13 protein-coding genes are annotated in these 16,765 nt (G+C 71.5%); 6 read left to right on the forward strand and 7 right to left on the reverse strand.

Features of this window, described 5'->3' with window-relative positions:
* The first annotated feature begins 53 nt into the window (after positions 1 to 53).
* The gene (locus tag GKQ77_RS13060; protein ID WP_219688888.1) at positions 54 to 1,049 is read left to right on the forward strand and encodes a 3-oxoacyl-ACP synthase III family protein; all 996 of its coding nucleotides are present in this window, start codon (positions 54 to 56) and stop codon (positions 1,047 to 1,049) included.
* A complete protein-coding gene (locus tag GKQ77_RS13065) occupies positions 1,046 to 1,927 on the forward strand; it encodes a 3-hydroxybutyryl-CoA dehydrogenase (protein WP_308117648.1) in 882 nt (293 codons plus the stop codon). Before GKQ77_RS13060 ends, GKQ77_RS13065 begins: the two co-directional genes overlap by 4 nt.
* A gap of 16 nt (positions 1,928 to 1,943) precedes the next feature.
* Here GKQ77_RS13065 and GKQ77_RS13070 read toward each other — a convergent pair whose 3' ends face one another.
* Positions 1,944 to 3,065, reverse strand: coding sequence for a hypothetical protein (locus tag GKQ77_RS13070; RefSeq protein WP_219688889.1), 1,122 nt, complete (start codon positions 3,063 to 3,065; stop codon positions 1,944 to 1,946).
* Between the two features lie 212 nt (positions 3,066 to 3,277).
* On the opposite strand from GKQ77_RS13070, the gene GKQ77_RS13075 reads away from it, so the two are divergent.
* The 3 genes from GKQ77_RS13075 to GKQ77_RS13085 all read left to right on the forward strand — a co-directional run bounded on the left by GKQ77_RS13075 (position 3,278) and on the right by GKQ77_RS13085 (position 7,807).
* On the forward strand, positions 3,278 to 4,045 hold the full coding sequence (locus GKQ77_RS13075; protein WP_308117649.1) for a thioesterase II family protein: 768 nt from the start codon (positions 3,278 to 3,280) through the stop codon (positions 4,043 to 4,045).
* A complete protein-coding gene (locus tag GKQ77_RS13080; protein ID WP_219688891.1) occupies positions 4,032 to 4,856 on the forward strand; it encodes an SDR family NAD(P)-dependent oxidoreductase in 825 nt (274 codons plus the stop codon). The genes GKQ77_RS13075 and GKQ77_RS13080 overlap by 14 nt, the downstream gene beginning before the upstream one ends.
* A gap of 80 nt (positions 4,857 to 4,936) precedes the next feature.
* Positions 4,937 to 7,807, forward strand: coding sequence for an amino acid adenylation domain-containing protein (locus tag GKQ77_RS13085; protein ID WP_308117650.1), 2,871 nt, complete (start codon positions 4,937 to 4,939; stop codon positions 7,805 to 7,807).
* A 68-nt stretch (positions 7,808 to 7,875) separates the two neighbouring features.
* Here GKQ77_RS13085 and GKQ77_RS13090 read toward each other — a convergent pair whose 3' ends face one another.
* From GKQ77_RS13090 to GKQ77_RS13100, 3 genes are all read right to left on the reverse strand, one after another.
* Positions 7,876 to 9,597: an acyl-CoA dehydrogenase family protein gene (locus tag GKQ77_RS13090; RefSeq protein WP_219688892.1), complete on the reverse strand. Its 1,722-nt coding sequence runs from the start codon at positions 9,595 to 9,597 to the stop codon at positions 7,876 to 7,878.
* Positions 9,598 to 9,643: 46 nt separating this feature from the next.
* Positions 9,644 to 10,201, reverse strand: a complete 558-nt coding sequence (locus tag GKQ77_RS13095) for a PadR family transcriptional regulator (RefSeq protein WP_219688893.1) — start codon at positions 10,199 to 10,201, stop codon at positions 9,644 to 9,646.
* 74 nt (positions 10,202 to 10,275) lie between these two features.
* Positions 10,276 to 10,698 carry a secondary thiamine-phosphate synthase enzyme YjbQ gene (locus GKQ77_RS13100; RefSeq protein ID WP_219688894.1) on the reverse strand — a complete coding sequence of 141 codons (423 nt, stop codon included), beginning with the start codon at positions 10,696 to 10,698 and terminating at the stop codon, positions 10,276 to 10,278.
* Positions 10,699 to 10,831: 133 nt separating this feature from the next.
* Here GKQ77_RS13100 and GKQ77_RS13105 point away from each other — a divergent pair, with 133 nt between their 5' ends.
* The gene (locus GKQ77_RS13105; RefSeq protein ID WP_372459868.1) at positions 10,832 to 11,971 is read left to right on the forward strand and encodes an NAD(P)-binding domain-containing protein; all 1,140 of its coding nucleotides are present in this window, start codon (positions 10,832 to 10,834) and stop codon (positions 11,969 to 11,971) included.
* Here GKQ77_RS13105 and GKQ77_RS33910 read toward each other — a convergent pair.
* The 3 genes from GKQ77_RS33910 to GKQ77_RS13120 form a co-directional block, all read right to left on the reverse strand.
* A complete protein-coding gene (locus tag GKQ77_RS33910; RefSeq protein ID WP_308117651.1) occupies positions 11,920 to 13,155 on the reverse strand; it encodes an extracellular catalytic domain type 1 short-chain-length polyhydroxyalkanoate depolymerase in 1,236 nt (411 codons plus the stop codon). The two genes, GKQ77_RS13105 and GKQ77_RS33910, sit on opposite strands and share 52 nt — an antisense overlap.
* A gap of 177 nt (positions 13,156 to 13,332) precedes the next feature.
* Entirely contained in the window at positions 13,333 to 15,258 is a 1,926-nt protein-coding gene (locus GKQ77_RS13115; RefSeq protein ID WP_219688895.1) for a helix-turn-helix domain-containing protein, read from the reverse strand.
* Positions 15,259 to 15,313: 55 nt separating this feature from the next.
* A complete protein-coding gene (locus GKQ77_RS13120) occupies positions 15,314 to 16,723 on the reverse strand; it encodes an MFS transporter (RefSeq protein WP_219688896.1) in 1,410 nt (469 codons plus the stop codon).
* Positions 16,724 to 16,765: the final 42 nt, after the last annotated feature.

The following is a 16,765-nucleotide window of genomic DNA, read 5'->3' on the forward strand; positions in this document are numbered from 1 at the left end:
GCCCCGGCCCCGGCCGTCCCCGGGCCCACCGGCTGACCAGGAGGGATCCGACCGTGACCGAGCACGCTGTGGGCATCGTGGGAACGGGCTCGTACGCCCCGAAGGAAGAGGTCGACAACGTCGAGCTGGCCGAGCGCGTGGGCGTGGATCCGGAGTGGATCCAGCGCAAGACGCAGATCGTGACCCGTCGGTACGCCGCCGCGACCGAGGCGACCTCCGACCTGGCGTCACGCGCCGCCGAGCAGGCCCTGCGGAGTGCCGGGCTCACCGCCGACCAGGTGGACTACCTCATCGTGGCCACGTCGACCGGGGACTCGCCGCAGCCGCCGACCAGTTACGTGGTGCAGAACCGGCTGGACGCCTGGAACGCGGCCTGCTTCGACGTCAACGTGGTGTGCAGCGGTTTCGTGTACGGGCTCGTGCTTGCGCACGGCCTGATCGCGGTCTCCCCGGGCGCACGCGCGCTGGTGATCGGCGCCGAAGTGTTCTCGCGCATCCTGGACTTCTCCGACCGCAGGACCGCGGTCCTGTTCGGCGACGGGGCGGGCGCGGCCGTGGTCGCCGCCGCGCCCGGGCCCGGCCTGCTCGCGTTCGAGCTGGTGAGCCGGGGCGACGCCGGCGGTCTCATCCGGGTCGAGGCGGGCGGCAGCCGGCTGCCGAGCACTCACCGGACCGTGGACGACGGCGCCCACTTCTTCCGGATGCGCGGGCGCGAGGTGCGGGACTTCATGATGGAGCACGTGCCGCCGGTCCTCGCCGCGCTGTGCGCCGAGGCGGACGTCGGCCTCGACGAGGTGGACCACTTCGTGCCGCACCAGGCCAACGGGGTATTGCTGGGCGAACTGGCGGAGCGGTCCGGGCTCTCCGGCGCCCGCACCCATCGAGTGGTCGAGGAGTACGGGAACATGGGCAGCGCGTCGGTGCCGTTCGCGCTCGACCGGGCCGTCAGGGACAACGCTCTGTCGGACGGTGATCTGGTGCTGCTGGCCGGTTTCGGCGGCGGGATGTCCATCGGCGCCTGCCTGCTGCGGTGGGGGGTGCCCGCATGACCGGGACCACCGGCCTGCCGGGTGGCATCCACCGGGTGGGGATCGTCGGCTGCGGCACGATGGGCTCCGGCATCGCCGACATCTGCGGCCGGGCCGGACTGGACGTCGTGGTCGTGGTCTCCGGTCCCGCTGCCGTGCCCGCGGGGCGGGGGCGGCTGGTCGCCTCGCTGGACCGGGCCGTGAGCCGCGGCAGGGTGTCCGCGGCCGACCGGGACGCCGCGCTGGCGCGCATCGCGTTCACCGCCGACCTCGACGACCTGGCCGACCGTGACCTAGTGGTGGAGACGATCCGGGAGGACGAGGACGAGAAGGCCCAGCTCTTCTCGGCGCTGGACAAGGTCCTCGACTCGCCGGACGTCATCCTCGCGTCGAACACCTCGTCCATCCCCATCACGCGTCTTGCCGCGGTCACCAGCAGGCCGGAGCGGGTGGTCGGCGCGCACTTCTTCAACCCGGTGGCCGCGCTGCCGCTGGTGGAGCTGGTCGGTTCGCTGCTCACGGACGAGCGGACGCTGCGGCGCATGACCGAGTTCGTCGAGGTGACCCTCGGCAAGACGCCGATCCGCACCCGGGACCGCTCCGGCTTCGTGGTAAACGCCCTGCTCATCCCGTACCTGCTCAGTGCGGTCAGGATGGTCGAGTCCGGCATCGCCACGGCCGAAGTGATCGACCAGGGCATGACGCTCGGCTGCTCGCACCCCATGGGGCCGCTGCGGCTGACCGACATGATCGGCCTGGACGTCGTCGCCGCGATAGCCGAATCCCTGCACCGGGAGTTCCGCGAACCGCAGTTCGCCCCGCCCGTACTGCTGCTCCGGATGACCGAGGCCGGACTCCTCGGCAAGAAGTCCGGCCGTGGTTTCTACCTCTACTCCTGAGCTCTACTCCTGCGCTCTACTCCTGAGCGGTGCCGCCGTCGGTGTCCTGTCCTGTGGACAGGACACCGCTGCAGGTCCAGACCGTCGGCTCGTCGTGGCCGCCGGGAATGCGCCAGCTGCGGCCGGCGATCGTGCCGTCGTCACTGGACACGGTGAGTTCGAGCCCGCTCTCGTCGGTGCGGTGCAACGTGGCCGCGAGGGCCGTCCCCTGCCACACGCCGAACTCCTGCCGGCTGGGGTCATCGGTGCGACCGACGAGTTGGCCGTCGCGGTTGATGTCCCGGATGTCCGCGCCCCGCTCCACGGCGCGCGGCTGTCCGTCGCGGTCCCACAGCACGCTTCGGGTCACGTTCCCCACGGAGGTGACCTCGGCGATCACACGGCCGTTCGCTATGCCGCGCGGGATGTAGGCCTGGGCATTGTCGGGGGCGGCCAGCTTGCGTGCCGTGCCGCCCTTCCACAGGTAGAGCTCCTCACCGACCTCGTGCTCCACGTCGACGAGTACGGTGCCGTCCTCGTCGATCCCGGTGGCGACGACGGACGCGTCGGGCAGGCCGGTCAGTTTCTGCACTGTTCCCGGCTTGTCGGCGGGCCAGATGACCGGATACCACTTCGCCACGTCCTCCGTGTCGGTCATGGCGCCGATGATGTCCCCGCGGTCGTTGACGCCCTCCGCCGTCGAGGCGAACGCGCCGGGCAGTTCGGGCAGGCGCTTTATCCTGCCGTTGCTCGACCGGACGGCGCTGGGGAACCCGTCTCCCTCCCGGTCGACGCTTCCGACGACGGTCCCGGAACGGTTCACCCCGACGACGGTGACCCATTTCCGGTAGGCGGGGTCGGCCAGATTTCCGTAGTCGGTGAATCGCCCGTTCTTCCACAGCACGGCACGGCCGCCCTTCGCGGAATTCGCGCCGTACGAGATCGTGCCCGCGTAGCCACCGCTTCCGTCGGCCGCGTCCACCTCTCCGGCCAGCGCGCCGGCGGGCATCGGCAGGATCGCCGGTTTCCAGGTGCAGGCCGCCGGTTCGGCGGGCTTCGGCCCGGCCGATGCGGTCGCCGCGGGCGTCACGGTGCCGAGCATCCCCGCCACCAGTACCGACGGGAGCAGGACGCGAGCGAGGCCATTCGTACGTCTCATGATTCTCCTCAGTCTGTGAATGTTCCGAATGAGGTCGCGTGGTGTCTCGCCGGCGGGACACAACACGACATCACGTGCGCCTTGGGCAGCAGCCCGGAAAGGCATTTCGCGCCCTCGCGGTGGCTAGCATGCGCACACGGTTCGACATCCACCATCCATCTGTCCCGGCGGCTCATCCGCGCTGTCCGGGAGTCCCGCCTGGAGGCAATGCCGTGACCAAGCCGACGACTTCGGAGCGCGACAGGGTGCCGTTGCTGTGCCTTCCGTTCGCCGGAGGGGGAGCCAATTTCTTCCGCCCGTGGAACAGGATGGGCCTGAGCGGAGTGGTGGCCACGCCGCTCCAACTGCCCGGCCGTGAGCGCCTGTTGGACGCGGAGCCGTACCTGGACGTGCACGCCGCGGCGGACGGGCTGCTCCCGGCCGCGCGCGAAGCGGCGGGCGACGGCCCCGTCGCCCTGTTCGGGCACTGCTTCCTCGGCGCCGTGCTCGCCTATGAACTCACCCGGCGCCTCACCGAGACCGGGGGCACCGAAGTGGTCCACCTGTTCGTCAGCGCGGCGCGCCCGCCGACCGCCGGCCCGGTCAGCGACGTCTCCGCCCTCACCGACGAGGCGTTCCTCGCGCACGTCGAGAAGACCACCGGGCGCCGGTACCCCGCCTTCGACGTGCCGGAAGTGCGCGAGCTGCTGATACCGACCCTGCGGGCCGATTACGCGATGGACGAGGGCTACCGGCCGAGCGGCGGGCGCCCCCTCGACGTCCCGGTGACCGGGGTGTACGCCACGGACGACTCGTTCGTCTCCCGTGCGGAGGTGGCCGCGTGGCAGCACGTGACCACCGGTGACTTCTCCCTGGCCGAACTGCCCGGAGAGCACATGTATCCGGCGGACGACGCCGAGCCGTTGCTCGCGCTGATCTCCCAGACCATCGCCGCGGGCCGCGTCGGATCCGGAAGGGGTCTCACCCATGGGACTGCGTGACAAGACCGTAGTGATCACCGGCGCGGCCAGGGGAATCGGCCGGGCCTGCGCCGTACGGGCCGCCGAGGAGGGCGCGGACGTCGTTCTCATCGACATCGGCGGCGACGTTCCGGAGGTTCCCTACGCCCTGGGTTCCGCGAGCCAGTTGGAGCAGACGGCACGGCTGTGCCGCAAGAACGGCGCGTCCGTGCTCGTCGCCACGGCGGACGTGCGCTCGCGAGCCGCGGTGACCTCGGCCGTCACGGCGGCGGTGGACCGGTTCGGGCGGATCGACGCCCTGATCAACAACGCGGGGGTGGGCGCGCCCTCGGGAAAGGCCACACACGACTTCACCGAGGAGGAGTGGCGGGTCATGCTGGACGTGAACCTCTCCGGGCCGTGGCACCTGATCTCGGCGGTGGCGCCGGTGATGGTCGCCCAGAGGGCGGGCAGCATCGTCAACGTCGCGTCGACGGCCGGTCTCGTCGGCTACCGCCACTTCGCCGGATACGTCGCCTCCAAGCACGGCCTGGTCGGCCTGACCAAGGCCGCCGCGCTGGACTACGCGCCGCTGAACATCCGGGTCAACGCGCTGTGCCCGGGCCCGGTCCGGGACGACCCGGCCGTGGACGGCCAGATGACCGCGGTCGTCGCCGACGCGCTCGGCATCGGCTACGAGGAACAGGAAGCCGTCTATCTGGAATCGGTGGCGACCGACTCACTGGTCGATCCCGCCGATGTCGCCGGTGCCGCGATCTGGCTCGCAGGCGACGACTCCCTCAAGGTCACCGGAACGGTGATCCCCGTGGACGCCGGCTTCTCCGCCCGCTGACGCCCGCTGACCCTTCTCCCGACGCCCTTCCGCGGGCCTCGTCCAGCTGGCTCTTTCCCGGCCTCACCAAAGGAGTGCGTGTGTCCGTCTCCAGCGAAGTGGCCGCGGAGGTCCCCGCGGCCCACCACCCGAGCGGTCGGCTCTTCTCCCGTTCCGAGTTCGGCTCCGACCCGGCCCGTGCCTGCCACAGTCTCATCAGACGCCTCCCCGCCGGACTCGACCCGGCGGCCATACGCGACAACCTGGCCGCCCTGATCGAACGCCACTCCGCCCTCCACGGCACGCTGTTGTTCCATGAGGCGCTGGACGTCGACGCGGACGACAGGGCCGCGCACCGGCACCGCTCCCGGGAGTCCGGCCGCGCGGTCAACGGCGCCCCGGCCCTCGCGCGAGCCGTCGTGCTCAGCTACGCCGACGGCGCCGCCGACCTGGTCCTGGTGGCACACCGCCGGGCGGTGGACCGGCGTGCCCTGGCCCAGCTGGCGACGGCGCTGACCGACCCGGCACACCCCGTGACGCTGCCCGAAGCGGCGACCGGTGCGAGCCCGCAGCACGACGGTCCGCCCGAACTGCCCTGGGGCCTCGGCGACCCCGCGAGAGCGGGCCGGACGGGCACCGTCGTGCTGACCTCCACGGCGGTCGCGGACGACACGGCACCGGCGCTGCCGTTGGCGGCCACCGCGGTCGTCCTGGCCCGTTACGGCGCGACGGAACACGCCGAGTTCGCGCTGATCACCGGGGGCCCCGCGGCCGGGGACGCGCAGCGGTCGGTCGCGCTCCCGGTCGGCGAGCCGACCCTCACCGCCGACCTGCTCGATGCGGCGGCACACGCCGGCGCCACGGACGGCGAGCCGCCGTCCGGCATGCCCGCGGTCGGCGTCCTGCTGACCGAGATACGCGACGGCGACATCTACCGCCCCGTCCTGGCGCCGCCCTTTCCGGTGACGCTGGCGTGGCAGTACGGCGCGGACGGCACCCTGAGCGGTGTTCTGCACTACGACGAGGGTGTGCTGGATCCGGTGATAGCCGGGCAGTTCGCCGGGCACGTCGCACGCGCCGTGGACGCGCTCGTCAAGGCCCCGGCCGGGGCCCGGGTCGCCGACATCGCCCTGGTGGACGCCGAGGAGGCCGCCGCCGTCATCGCCGCCGGGCGCACCCCGGCGGGAGGCGACGCGGTGGTCGCCCCCGTCCACGAGCTGTTCCGCAAGGTGGCGGCCGAGCGACCGGACGCCCCGGCGCTGTCCGATCCCGAACACACGCTGAGCTACGCGGAGTTGGACGCCAGGTCCGACGCGGTGGCCGGCGCGCTGCGCGGCCACGGGGTGATGCCGGGCGACCGGGTCGGCGTGTGCCTCGACCGTACCGCCGAGCTGGTGGTCTCCCTGCTCGGGGTGCTCAAGGCCGGTGCCGCCTATGTCCCGATGGACATCACCTATCCGGCGGAGCGGCTGCTCCACACGGTGAGCGACTCCGGCGCCCGGCTCGTACTCTCCCGCGCCGACGACTTCCCCGCCATCGACGGGGTGACCGTGCTGCACCCGAGCGAGCTGCCCCGCACCGCCGGTGGACCGGTCACGGACCCGGGCGGCGGCGCGGACGACATCGCCTATGTGATCTACACCTCCGGCTCCACCGGCCGGCCCAAGGGCGTCGCGGTCCCCCACCGCAACGTCGGCGCGCTGCTCGCCGCGACCACCGCCGATCTCGGGCTCGGCCCCGAGGACACCTGGGCGCTCTTCCACTCCAGTGCGTTCGACTTCTCGGTGTGGGAGATCTGGGGCGCGCTGCTGACCGGCGGACACCTGGTCGTGGTGCCGTACTTCGTCTCCCGGAGCCCGGAGGACTTCCACGACCTGCTGGTGCGGCACCGGGTCACCGTCCTGAACCAGACCCCGTCCGCGTTCGCCATGCTCAAGGAGGTCGACCTGCGGCGCACCGCCGACCTCGCGGTGCGGCTGGTGGTCTTCGGCGGTGAGCCGCTGGACGTGCGGATGCTGCAGGACTGGTTCCGCGGGCATCCGCACACCCGGTGCCGGGTGGTCAACATGTTCGGCATCACGGAGACCACCGTGCACGTCACCAGCCAGACCGTCACCCCGCAGGACATCGGCGCCGGGTCGCGTTCGGTCGGCAGGGCGCTGCCGGGCTGGTCGGTGTCGGTGCGGGACACGGCGGGTGGCGTCCAGCCGTTCGGGGTGCCCGGCGAGATCTACGTCGGTGGTGCGGGCGTGGCCTCCCACTACCTCAACCAGGAGGAGCTGACCGCCGCCCGGTTCGTCCACGACCAGGTCACCGGCGAGCGGGTCTACCGCAGCGGGGACCTGGGCAGGCTGCGCCCGGACGGGCGCCTGGACCATCTCGGGCGGATCGACGGCCAGGTCAAGGTGCGCGGCTTCCGCATCGAACTCGGCGAGATCCGCTCGGTCCTGCTGGAGGACCGGAACGTCAGCGCGGCAGCGGTGGTCCTTGGCGGCGACGCCGGTGACGCGGCCCAGGTCCGCCTGGATGCCTATGTGGTGCCGGGACACGAGGCCGTGTCGGTGGAGGAGATCCGGGCGCGGGCGGCGCGCTATCTGCCCGACTACATGGTGCCGGCCACGTTCACCCTGCTGTCCGAGCTGCCCCTGACCGTCAACGGCAAGGTCGACACGAGCGGGCTCACGCCGGCCGCCGAGGCCGTCTCGGCCGAGGCGGCCGGGCGGCCGACGGACGACCCGGTGCTGCGCGTGTGGCGCGAGGTGCTCGGCAAGGACGTGGGGCCGGACGACGACTTCTTCCTCTTCGGCGGCAACTCACTGCTCGCGGTGCGGCTCTCCGGCGCGCTGCGCAGGGCCGGGCTGCCCCCGGTCTCGCTGCGGGAGCTGTACGTGTATCCGACCGCGGCCGAGGTGAGCGCCCTCCTCGCCGCCCGCGAGCCGGCCGAGGACCCGGGCGGGCACCCGGCGACGTGACCCAGTGGGGCCACTGCCCCGACCACGCCCGCCCCCCGTAGTACGGGCGCGGTCGGGGGCATCACGTCCTAGAGCGCCATCTCGTACGCCCCCGCCAGGGATTCAACGGTCTCCCACACCCGCGCCGAGCGCGCGCTGTCGACGACCGGGCGGCGTACCGCGTCCAGCGCCCAGCGCTGCTGCGCCTCGGTGGCGGAGTCCTTGCCGTGCAGTTCGACGGCGTGGGCGGAGAAGTCGCGCACCAGGACCGCGAAGAGTTCGTCGAGGACGTCCTCGTCGAGGCCGGTCAGGCGCGCCTGCTCCAGGATCAGCTGGCCGTGCACGACCAGGGCGAAGAGCTGGCCGACGGCGAGCAGCAGGTCGAGGTCCCGGCTCTGCTCCTCGTCGGGTGCGGCGGTCTTCACGAACTCGCAGAGGGCGTCCGCCTGTTCGCGGAAGCGGGCGACGTTGGGCACCTCGGCGAACGCGTCGTAGGCGGTGCGCCAGTCGTGGAAGCGGATGGAGCCAAGTCCCCGGGCGGGCCCCTGGCGGAAGAGGAAGTCGTCGTCGGCCGCGTCGAGGCGGGTCGGGACGGGCTCGTACGCCACCGGGTCCAGGAGGTGGTTGCGCATGAACTTCAGGATCAGCGCGAGGTTGACGTGGACCGTGCCCTCCAGCTTGGGCAGGCCGCGGATCTCGATGGCCGCCTGGGCGAAGTAGTTGTCCTTCTCGAAGCCCTTGGCGGCGATCACGTCCCACATCAGGTCGATGACCTTCTCGCCCTCCGTGGTCACCTTCATCTTCGTCATGGGGTTGAAGAGGAGGTAGCGGCGGTCGTCGGGGCCCGCGGAGCGGAAGTAGTCGACGGCGCGGTCGCTGAACAGCTTCATGCCGACAAGACGGACGTAGGCGTCGGTCAGCTCGCGGCGCACGTGCGGGAAGGCGGTGACGGGACGGCCGTACAGGATGCGGCCCTGGGCGTGGGTGACTGCCTCGTACATCGCGTGCTCGCAGATGCCGATCGAGGCGGTGCAGAGGTTGAACTTGCCGACGTTGACGGTGTTGAGCGCGGCGTCGAAAGCGGCCTTGCCCGTGTGCAGTACATCCTCGGCGGCGACCGGGTAGTTCTCCAGCCGGAACTCGCTGACGAACTTGGAGGAGTCGACGACGTTCTTCACCAGGTGGTACGCCTCGTGGCGGCTGTCGGCGGCGAAGAAGACGTAGCCGTCGGGGCCCTCGACGTCGGTGCGGCGGCCGAAGACGGAGACCAGTCCGGCGGCGTTGCCGTTGCCGATGTAGTACTTGGAGCCGGTGGCCAGGAATCCGCCGTCGCCGTCGGGCTCGAGGAGCATGTCGGTGGAGTAGATGTCGGCGCCGTGGCTCTTCTCCGACAGGCCGAAGGCGAACACCTCGCCCTGGGTGAGGAGTTCGGCCGCGCGCGTACGGGCCGCCGCGTTGTCGCTCTGCCAGACCGGGCCGAGGCCGAGGATGGTGACCTGCCACGCGTACCAGTAGTCGAGCCCGTAGAAGCCGAAGATCTCGTTGAGCGCGGCGATCCGGGCGGTGTCCCAGCGCTGGTCGCCCTGCCCGTCACCGGCGGCGGCCGGGGTGAGGAAGGTGGCGAACAGCTTCTCCTTGGCGGAGAACTCCAGGAAGTCCGCGAGCCAGGCGCGGGAGCGGTAGTCCTCGATCAGCTTGCGCTTGCCGCGGGCCTCGAACCAGTCGACGGTCGCGCGCAGCAGCCTGCGGGTCTCGGGGTCGAAGTGGGTCGGGTCGTAGGTGCGCGGGTTGAACAGCAGCGCGTCGGCCATGGATATTCGCCTTTTCCTGGTCGGGAGGTGAGGTGCGGGTGCCGGTTCAGGCCGGGGGGCCGAGCCGGTGGAGGGTGGCGATCACGTCGTCGAGCCAGGCGAGCGTCATACGTTCGTACGCGATGCCGCCGCGCAGTACGACGTGCTGGAGCTCCTGTCCGGCGTCGGGCGCCGTGGGAGCCTCGGGACCCGTGAAGTCGCGCCGCTCCCCCGCGAGGTAGCGCGCGAGCCGGTCGGCGTGCGCCTGGCGGTGCCGCTCGACCTCACGGATCAGCGCGACCGGGTCGTCGAAGGCGGCGCCGCGGATCTTCACGGCAAGCTCGTGCCGGACGCTCTCGGGTGCGATGGGCTCGTGCAGCCACTGGGCCAGGACGGAGCGCCCCAGTGCGGTGACGGAGTACTCCTTCTTGTCCGGCCGGGTCTGCTGCGCCACCTCGCGGGCGTCGATCCAGCTGTCGCCCTCCATGCGTTTGAGGACGCGGTAGATCTGCTGGTGGGTGGCGGTCCAGAAATACCCGATGGACCGCTCGAACCGCCGGGCCAGCTCATAGCCGGAGCCCGGCTGCTCCAGCAGCGAGACGAGGATCGCGTGCTCTAGCGCCATACGGCGATCCTTCTATGCAACTCGTTGCATAGACAAGAGGCGCCGGTCCGGTGAGACGCGGCTCACCCGCGGCGTCAGCCCAGGAAGCTGAGGCGGACCTGCCGGTCGGGGTTGTCCACGTTCGTGTCGACCAGGCACACCGACTGCCAGGTGCCGAGCTCCAGCCTCCCGGCCACGACGGGCAGCGTCGCGTGCGGCGGGACCAGGGCGGGCAGGACGTGGTCGCGGCCGTGACCGGGGCTGCCGTGGCGGTGCTGCCAGCGGTCGTCGGCGGGGAGCAGGGTGTGCAGCACGGCGAGCAGGTCGTCGTCGCTGCCCGCGCCCGTCTCCAGGACCGCGATGCCCGCCGTGGCGTGCGGGACGAAGATGTTCAGGAGGCCGTCACGGCCGGCCGCCGCCTCGCGCAGGAAGGCCTCGCACTCGCGGGTGAGGTCGTGGACGGTCTCGGTGGAACCGGTGGCGACCCGCAGGACTCGGGTGGTGAACGCGTCGGACATGCGTCCATACTCCCCCATCCGCCCGGAAGATCTCCGACCATCCACCGGGAAGATCCCCGACCCCGACGGAGTTAGTAGAACCGTGAACGACATCGGGGTACGGGAAGCGGCCGCCACAGCGGCGGTACAGGACGTGGACGTAGTCGTGGGCGGGGACGTCGACGTGGACGTGGTGGTCATCGGCGCGGGCCAGGCGGGCCTGTCCAGCGCCTACCACCTGCGGCGGGCCGGCTTCGGACCGGACCGGGACTTCGTGGTCCTCGACCACGCGCCCCGGCCCGGCGGCGCCTGGCAGTTCCGGTGGCCTTCGCTGACGTACGGGAAGGTGCACGGCATGCACGCGCTCCCCGGCATGGAGCTGACGGGCGCCGACCCCGGGCGTCCGTCGTCGGAGGTCATCGGGGAGTACTTCACGGCGTACGAGGACCGGTTCGGCCTGCGCGTGCGGCGCCCCGTCGACGTACACAAGGTGCGTGAGGGCGAAGGCGGGCGGCTGCTCGTGGAGACCTCGGCGGGCACCTGGTCGACGCGTGCGGTGATCAATGCGACGGGCACCTGGGACCGGCCGTTCTGGCCGCGCTATTCGGGCCAGGAGACGTTCCTTGGGCGGCAGTTGCACACGGCGATCTATCCGGGCCCCGAGGCTTTCGCGGGGCAGCGGGTGATCGTCGTGGGCGGTGGCGCTTCGGGTACGCAGCACCTGATGGAGATCGCCCCGTACGCGGCGGAGACCACCTGGGTCACCCGGCGCCCGCCGGTGTTCCGCGAGGGACCTTTCGACGAGGACTGGGGACGCTCGGCCGTCGCGATGGTCGAGGAACGCGTACGCCAGGGGCTGCCCCCGCGCAGTGTGGTCTCGGTGACCGGGCTGCCCGTGAACGACGCGATCCGCCGGGCGCGGGCCGACGGGGTACTAGACCGGCTCCCGATGTTCGACCGGATCACGCCGACCGGCGCCGCCTGGGACGACGGGCGCCGCGTCGACGCGGACACGATCCTGTGGGCGACGGGCTTCCGCGCCGCCATCGACCACCTCGCGCCGCTGCGGCTGCGCGAGCCGGGCGGCGGCATCCGCATGGAAGGCACGCGGGCCGCCGCCGACTCCCGCGTCCACCTGGTGGGATACGGGCCTTCGGCCAGCACCATCGGCGCCAACCGCGCGGGGCGCGCGGCCGTGCGGGAGATCCGGCGGAGCATCGCGGGTCAGCGGAGCATCGCGGGTCAGATCGGTGAGCAGTCGGACTTGTCGGTCCAGCCCGCCGCGCACTTGTAGAGGGTGAAGGGGGTGTTGTAGCCGCGGGCCGCGCCGAGCTTGTTGTATTCGTCCACGGTGATGCGCTGCGCCACGTAGTGGTCGGTCGCCGTGCCGAGGGCCGTGTCGGAATAGGGGGGCTGAGTGCTGGTCGGCGTGGGCGTCGGGGTGCCCGTGTCGGTCGGGGTCGGAGTGGGGGCCGGCGTGGGCGAGGTGCTGTCGTCGATGTTCCAGAAGTGGACGAGGTGGCGCGCGGAGCAGATGTTCACGTCCAGGACGTAGGAGCCGGCGGTGCCGCACTGGGCTGATCCGGCGCCCGGGTCGACGGGGTGCCCGTGCCCCATACCGGTGATGTCAAAGGTCTCCACCGTGCCGCCGTACACCCGGTGCGGATAGCCGGCGACCGTGTCCGTGGTGTCCGGAGTCTGATCGGTGCCGTTCGCGTGGGTGAACTGCTCCATCAGCTCGGTGGCGTTCATGGGTTTCACGGTCGTGTCCGTGGTGCCCTGCCAGATCGAGACCTTCGGGCGCGGCCCGGAGTACGAGTGGGCCGCCCTGACCTTGTCTCCCCACTCCTTGGCGCTCTTGTTGACGCCCGGGCTCATGCAAGTGAAGGCGGAGGAGACCGAGTTGGCGCAGCCGTGGGGCAGACCGGCGATTATCCCGCCGCCGGAGAAGACGTCGGGGTAGGCCGCCAGCATGGCGGAGGCCATGCCCCCGCCCGCCGAGAGGCCGCTGACGTAGGCGCTCTTGGCGCCGTTGTCCTTCTTCACACGGTCGACCATCTGCTTGATCGACAGTGCCTCTCCGGAGTCCCGCCGAGTGTCACCAGGCTCGAACCAGTTGAAGCAGGAGTTCGAGTTGTTGGCTGACTGCTGCTGCGGCAGGACCAGTGAGAACTCGTACGTGTCGGCCAGGTCCATCCAGCCGGTGTTGGCCGCATAGCTCGCGGCGTTCTGGGTGCACCCGTGAAGGGCGACGACGACGGGGCGTCCGTCGGGCAGCCCTGGGGGCACGTAACGGAACATGCGGAGGTTGCCGGGGTTGGATCCGAAGCCCGTCACTTCTTGTGGGGCGGCCGCCGCGCGAGCCGTGCCGGGCGACGACACGACGGACAGTACGGCGAGGAGCAGGACGGCCAGTGCCGCGGCGAACGCGGCGGCTGGTCCGCGGCCGGCCGCGGGCAGGGTACGGAGATGTGGCATGGGGAGAGACCTCCACGTTCGGCTCTGTGACGACGGCCCTCACGGGGTTGTGTGGAGGTTAGGGGCGCCGGTGGCGTCCGCGCCTTGGCTGGGAACCCCACAATGTCGATCACCGCGGTGGTGCCCAACCCCATGGCCTGTTCCCGGCGGGTGCTGGCGGGATGGGAGGGGGTAGTGCTAGTGGTTGCCCAGTCGGTGCAGTTTCAGGGCCAGTTGGAGTTCCAGGGCCCTGGTGGGACTGTTCCAGTCGGCACCGAGGAGTTGGGCGACCCGGTCCAGTCGCTGCACGACGGTGTTGACGTGCACGTGCAGGGCGTCCTTGGCCTTGGACAGGCTCGCGCCATGCGTGTAGTACGCGTCGAGCGTCTGGACGAGTTCGGTGCCGCGCTGCTGGTCGTAGGCGAGTACGGGGCCCAGGTAGCGCCGCACGAAGCCGTCGAGGTCGGATCGGTCGCCTAGCAGGACCCCGAGGAAACCCAGCCCGGCGATGTCGCTGCCGTCCCCGGTGCGGCCCAGGGCGTGCAGGGCGTTGAGGCAGCGGCCCGCTTCCGTGTACGTGCCCGGGAGCTGTTCGGGGCCGGTGGCCGGGCCCGCGGAGCCCACGGTGACGGGCGCGCCGGCTGCCTTGCCGAGGTCTCTGGCCAGTTCGGCGGCGAGCGCGCCGGGCTCCGACGACGGCACCAGCAGGACGATGTGGCCGTCGTGGATTCCCGCGAGCCCGCCCAGTGAGCGGGCGTGCCGCACGGCCTCCGCGAACAGGTGCGAGCGCGGTTCGTTGTCGGTGTCCAGGGTGAGCACGGCGTGGGGCCGGGAGAGGTTGATGCCGAGCTTTCGGGCGCGAAGGGCCAGGCTGCCGCTGTCGTGGCGTCCGCCGGTCTTGTCGCGGGTGAGCAGGTCGTCGAGGAGTTCGCCGCGGACGCGGTCCTCGGCCTCGGCGACAGTGCGGCGCAGCAGCAGGAGGAGGGCGGCGACCAGGGCGGCGCGTTCGAACAGGCGGCGGTCGGGGTCGGCCAGGTCCGCGCGTGAGGTCAGGACGATGCTGCCGAGCAGCTCGGAGCCGGCCAGTACGGCGCATACCCAGGTGCCGTCCACCGGGACGGCACGGCCGCCGGTGCGGGAGGCCGTGATGCCCTGCGGTGAAGGGGTGACGGGGGCGGTGTCGGCGCGGGCCATCTCCGTGCCGTCGGGGTCGTGGAGGGCGATGCCGCCGCCGAGCAGCGCCGCGATCTCGCGGACCAGGTCGTCGACGGTCGCGCCGCGCAGGACCAGGTCGGTGAGGCGGTCGTGGGCGTCGGCGGCGCGGCGCAGCGCGGTGCTGTGGGCCCGGGCGGTCTCGTTGGCCGTGTTGAGTTCGACGAGCGCGGAGCGGGTCTCCTCCAGCATGCGCGCGCTGTCGATGGCGACGGCGGCGTGATCGGCGAGCGAGGTGAGCAGCGCGATGGCCTCGGGCGGGAAGTCGCGGGTGGTGCGGTCGGCGGCGAAGAGCACGCCGATGACCCGTTTCCCGACGCGCAGCGGCACGCCGAGGATGCCGCGCAGGCCCTCCTCGAGCACCGCTTCGTCGATGGCCCGGGTGTGCTTGAAGCGCGGGTCGGTCTGGTAGTCGGCGCTGGTGTAGGGGCGGGCGGTCTGGGCGACGAGGCCGCCCAGACCCTCGCCCATGCCGAGCCGCAGCTGCTGGAAGCGGGCGGAGACCGATCCGTCGGTGACGCGCATATAGGTGTCTTTGGCGACGGGGTCGTTGAGGGAGAGGTAGGCGGCGTCGGTGCCGACCAGGGTCCTGGCCCGGTGGACGATGGCGCGCAGGACCGCGTCCAGGTCGCGCAGGGCCGCGAGGTCGCTGGCGGTGTCGAAGAGGGCGGCCAGCTCGGCCTCGCGTCTGCGGTGCTGGTCGAGGGTGCGGCGGATCTCCAGCGCGATCCGTGTGGCGTCCTCCAGAAGAGCCCGCTCCTCGGGCGGCAGCTGTGCGGTGGCGGCGTCCGCCGAGGGGCGGGTGAACTGCTCGGCGGAGGCTCCGGAGGCCAGCAGGGTCAGCAGCTGTCCGAGGGCCACCATCGCACTGTGTGCCGCGGCGCGGTACGTGCGGTCGTTCACGGTGGTCATGATGGCACTCCTTACGGCCGGCTGCGTTTCGTCCGGTCGCGCTGGACGCGTCGGTTCAGGCCCTGTCAATGCCGGCGGCCGCGGGCGTCTCCGTCCGCGGGAGGTCCGTGGGGTCGTCCGCCATGGAGACGGAGAGGTCCCGGCCGCGTGTCTCCCTGGCGAGGGCGACGGTGACGGTGGTGACGACCGCGGCCAGACAGAGGTAGAGGGCGACAGGGGTGGCGGAGTCGTACTCCTTGAGGAGTTCGACCGCGATGATCGGTGCCAGCGCGCCCGCCACGATGGAAGCGAGCTGGGAGCCCATCGACGCGCCGGAGTAGCGGACCTTGGTGTCGAACATCTCGGAGATGAAGGCGGCCTGTGGACCGTACATGGCGCCGTGCAGCAGCAGGCCGACGGTGACCGCGAGGGTGATGACGGCGAACGACTTGGAGTCGAGCAGGGCGAAGAAGGCGAAGGCCCACAGAGCCATGCCGACCGAGCCGATCAGGGTGACCGGCCTGCGCCCGATGCGGTCGGAGAGCGCGCCCCACAGGGGGATGGTGATGAAGTGGACGGCCGAGGCGATCAGGACGGCGTTCAGCGCGGTGCTCTTGGGCAGGTCCAGGTGGTTGGTGACGTAGACCAGGAGGAAGGCGGTGAGGACGTAGTACGAGATGTTCTCGCCGAAGCGGGTGCCGATCGCGGTCAGGACCTCCCGCCAGCTGCGGCGGAACACCTCGACCACCGGCGGCTTCTGCTTGATGCCGCGGGCGGCCTCTGCCTGGGCCTTGGCCTGGGCGGCGAGGAAGACAGGCGACTCCGAGACGGAGATGCGGATCCACAGGCCGAGGAGGACCAGGACGCCGGAGAGCAGGAACGGGATGCGCCAGCCCCAGGCGGTGAAGTCCTCCTCCGACTGGACGGCCGCGAGCAGGGCGAGGACGCCGGTGGCCAGGAGGTTGCCGCCGGGCGCTCCGGCCTGCGGCCAGGAGGCCCAGAAACCGCGCTGCTTGTCCCCGCCGTGCTCGGAGACGATGAGCACCGCGCCGCCCCATTCGCCGCCCAGCGCGAATCCCTGGACGAGGCGCAACACGGTGAGCAGGATCGGGGCGCCGATGCCGATGCTGTCGTAGGTGGGCAGCAGGCCCATGGCGAAGGTGGCGCCGCCCATCATGAGCAGGCTGATGACGAGCAGCTTCTTACGCCCTATCTTGTCGCCGAAGTGCCCGAAGACCACGCCGCCTATCGGCCTCGCGGCGAACCCGATGGCGTAGGTGATGAAGGCGATCAGGGTGCCGACGAGCGGGTCGGCGGTGGGGAAGAAGAGCGTGTTGAAGACCAGCGCGGCGGCGGAGCCGTAGAGGAAGAAGTCGTACCACTCGATGGTGGTGCCGATCAGGCTCGCGCTGACGATGCGGGCGATACCGGGAGAGCGGCCCGGCGTGGTGGGGTCGGTGGGCGCGGTGGCCGGAGCGTCGGACATGTGTCACCACTTTCGTGTGCGTAACGGGGTGAGGGGCGGGGA

This window comes from Streptomyces anatolicus, assembly GCF_019400875.1.
In the GTDB taxonomy this organism is placed as follows: domain Bacteria; phylum Actinomycetota; class Actinomycetes; order Streptomycetales; family Streptomycetaceae; genus Streptomyces; species Streptomyces anatolicus.

Bases quoted from the DNA above. Each gene is read 5' to 3' on its own strand.
- GKQ77_RS13095 (WP_219688893.1), bottom strand. From the start codon at position 10,201: ATGGCGCTAGAGCACGCGATCCTCGTCTCGCTGCTGGAGCAGCCGGGC.
- GKQ77_RS13090 (WP_219688892.1), bottom strand. From the start codon at position 9,597: ATGGCCGACGCGCTGCTGTTCAACCCGCGCACCTACGACCCGACCCAC.
- GKQ77_RS13070 (WP_219688889.1), bottom strand. From the start codon at position 3,065: ATGAGACGTACGAATGGCCTCGCTCGCGTCCTGCTCCCGTCGGTACTG.
- GKQ77_RS33910 (WP_308117651.1), bottom strand. From the start codon at position 13,155: ATGCCACATCTCCGTACCCTGCCCGCGGCCGGCCGCGGACCAGCCGCC.
- GKQ77_RS13115 (WP_219688895.1), bottom strand. From the start codon at position 15,258: ATGACCACCGTGAACGACCGCACGTACCGCGCCGCGGCACACAGTGCG.
- GKQ77_RS13120 (WP_219688896.1), bottom strand. From the start codon at position 16,723: ATGTCCGACGCTCCGGCCACCGCGCCCACCGACCCCACCACGCCGGGC.
- GKQ77_RS13100 (WP_219688894.1), bottom strand. From the start codon at position 10,698: ATGTCCGACGCGTTCACCACCCGAGTCCTGCGGGTCGCCACCGGTTCC.
- GKQ77_RS13080 (WP_219688891.1), top strand. From the start codon at position 4,032: ATGGGACTGCGTGACAAGACCGTAGTGATCACCGGCGCGGCCAGGGGA.
- GKQ77_RS13065 (WP_308117648.1), top strand. From the start codon at position 1,046: ATGACCGGGACCACCGGCCTGCCGGGTGGCATCCACCGGGTGGGGATC.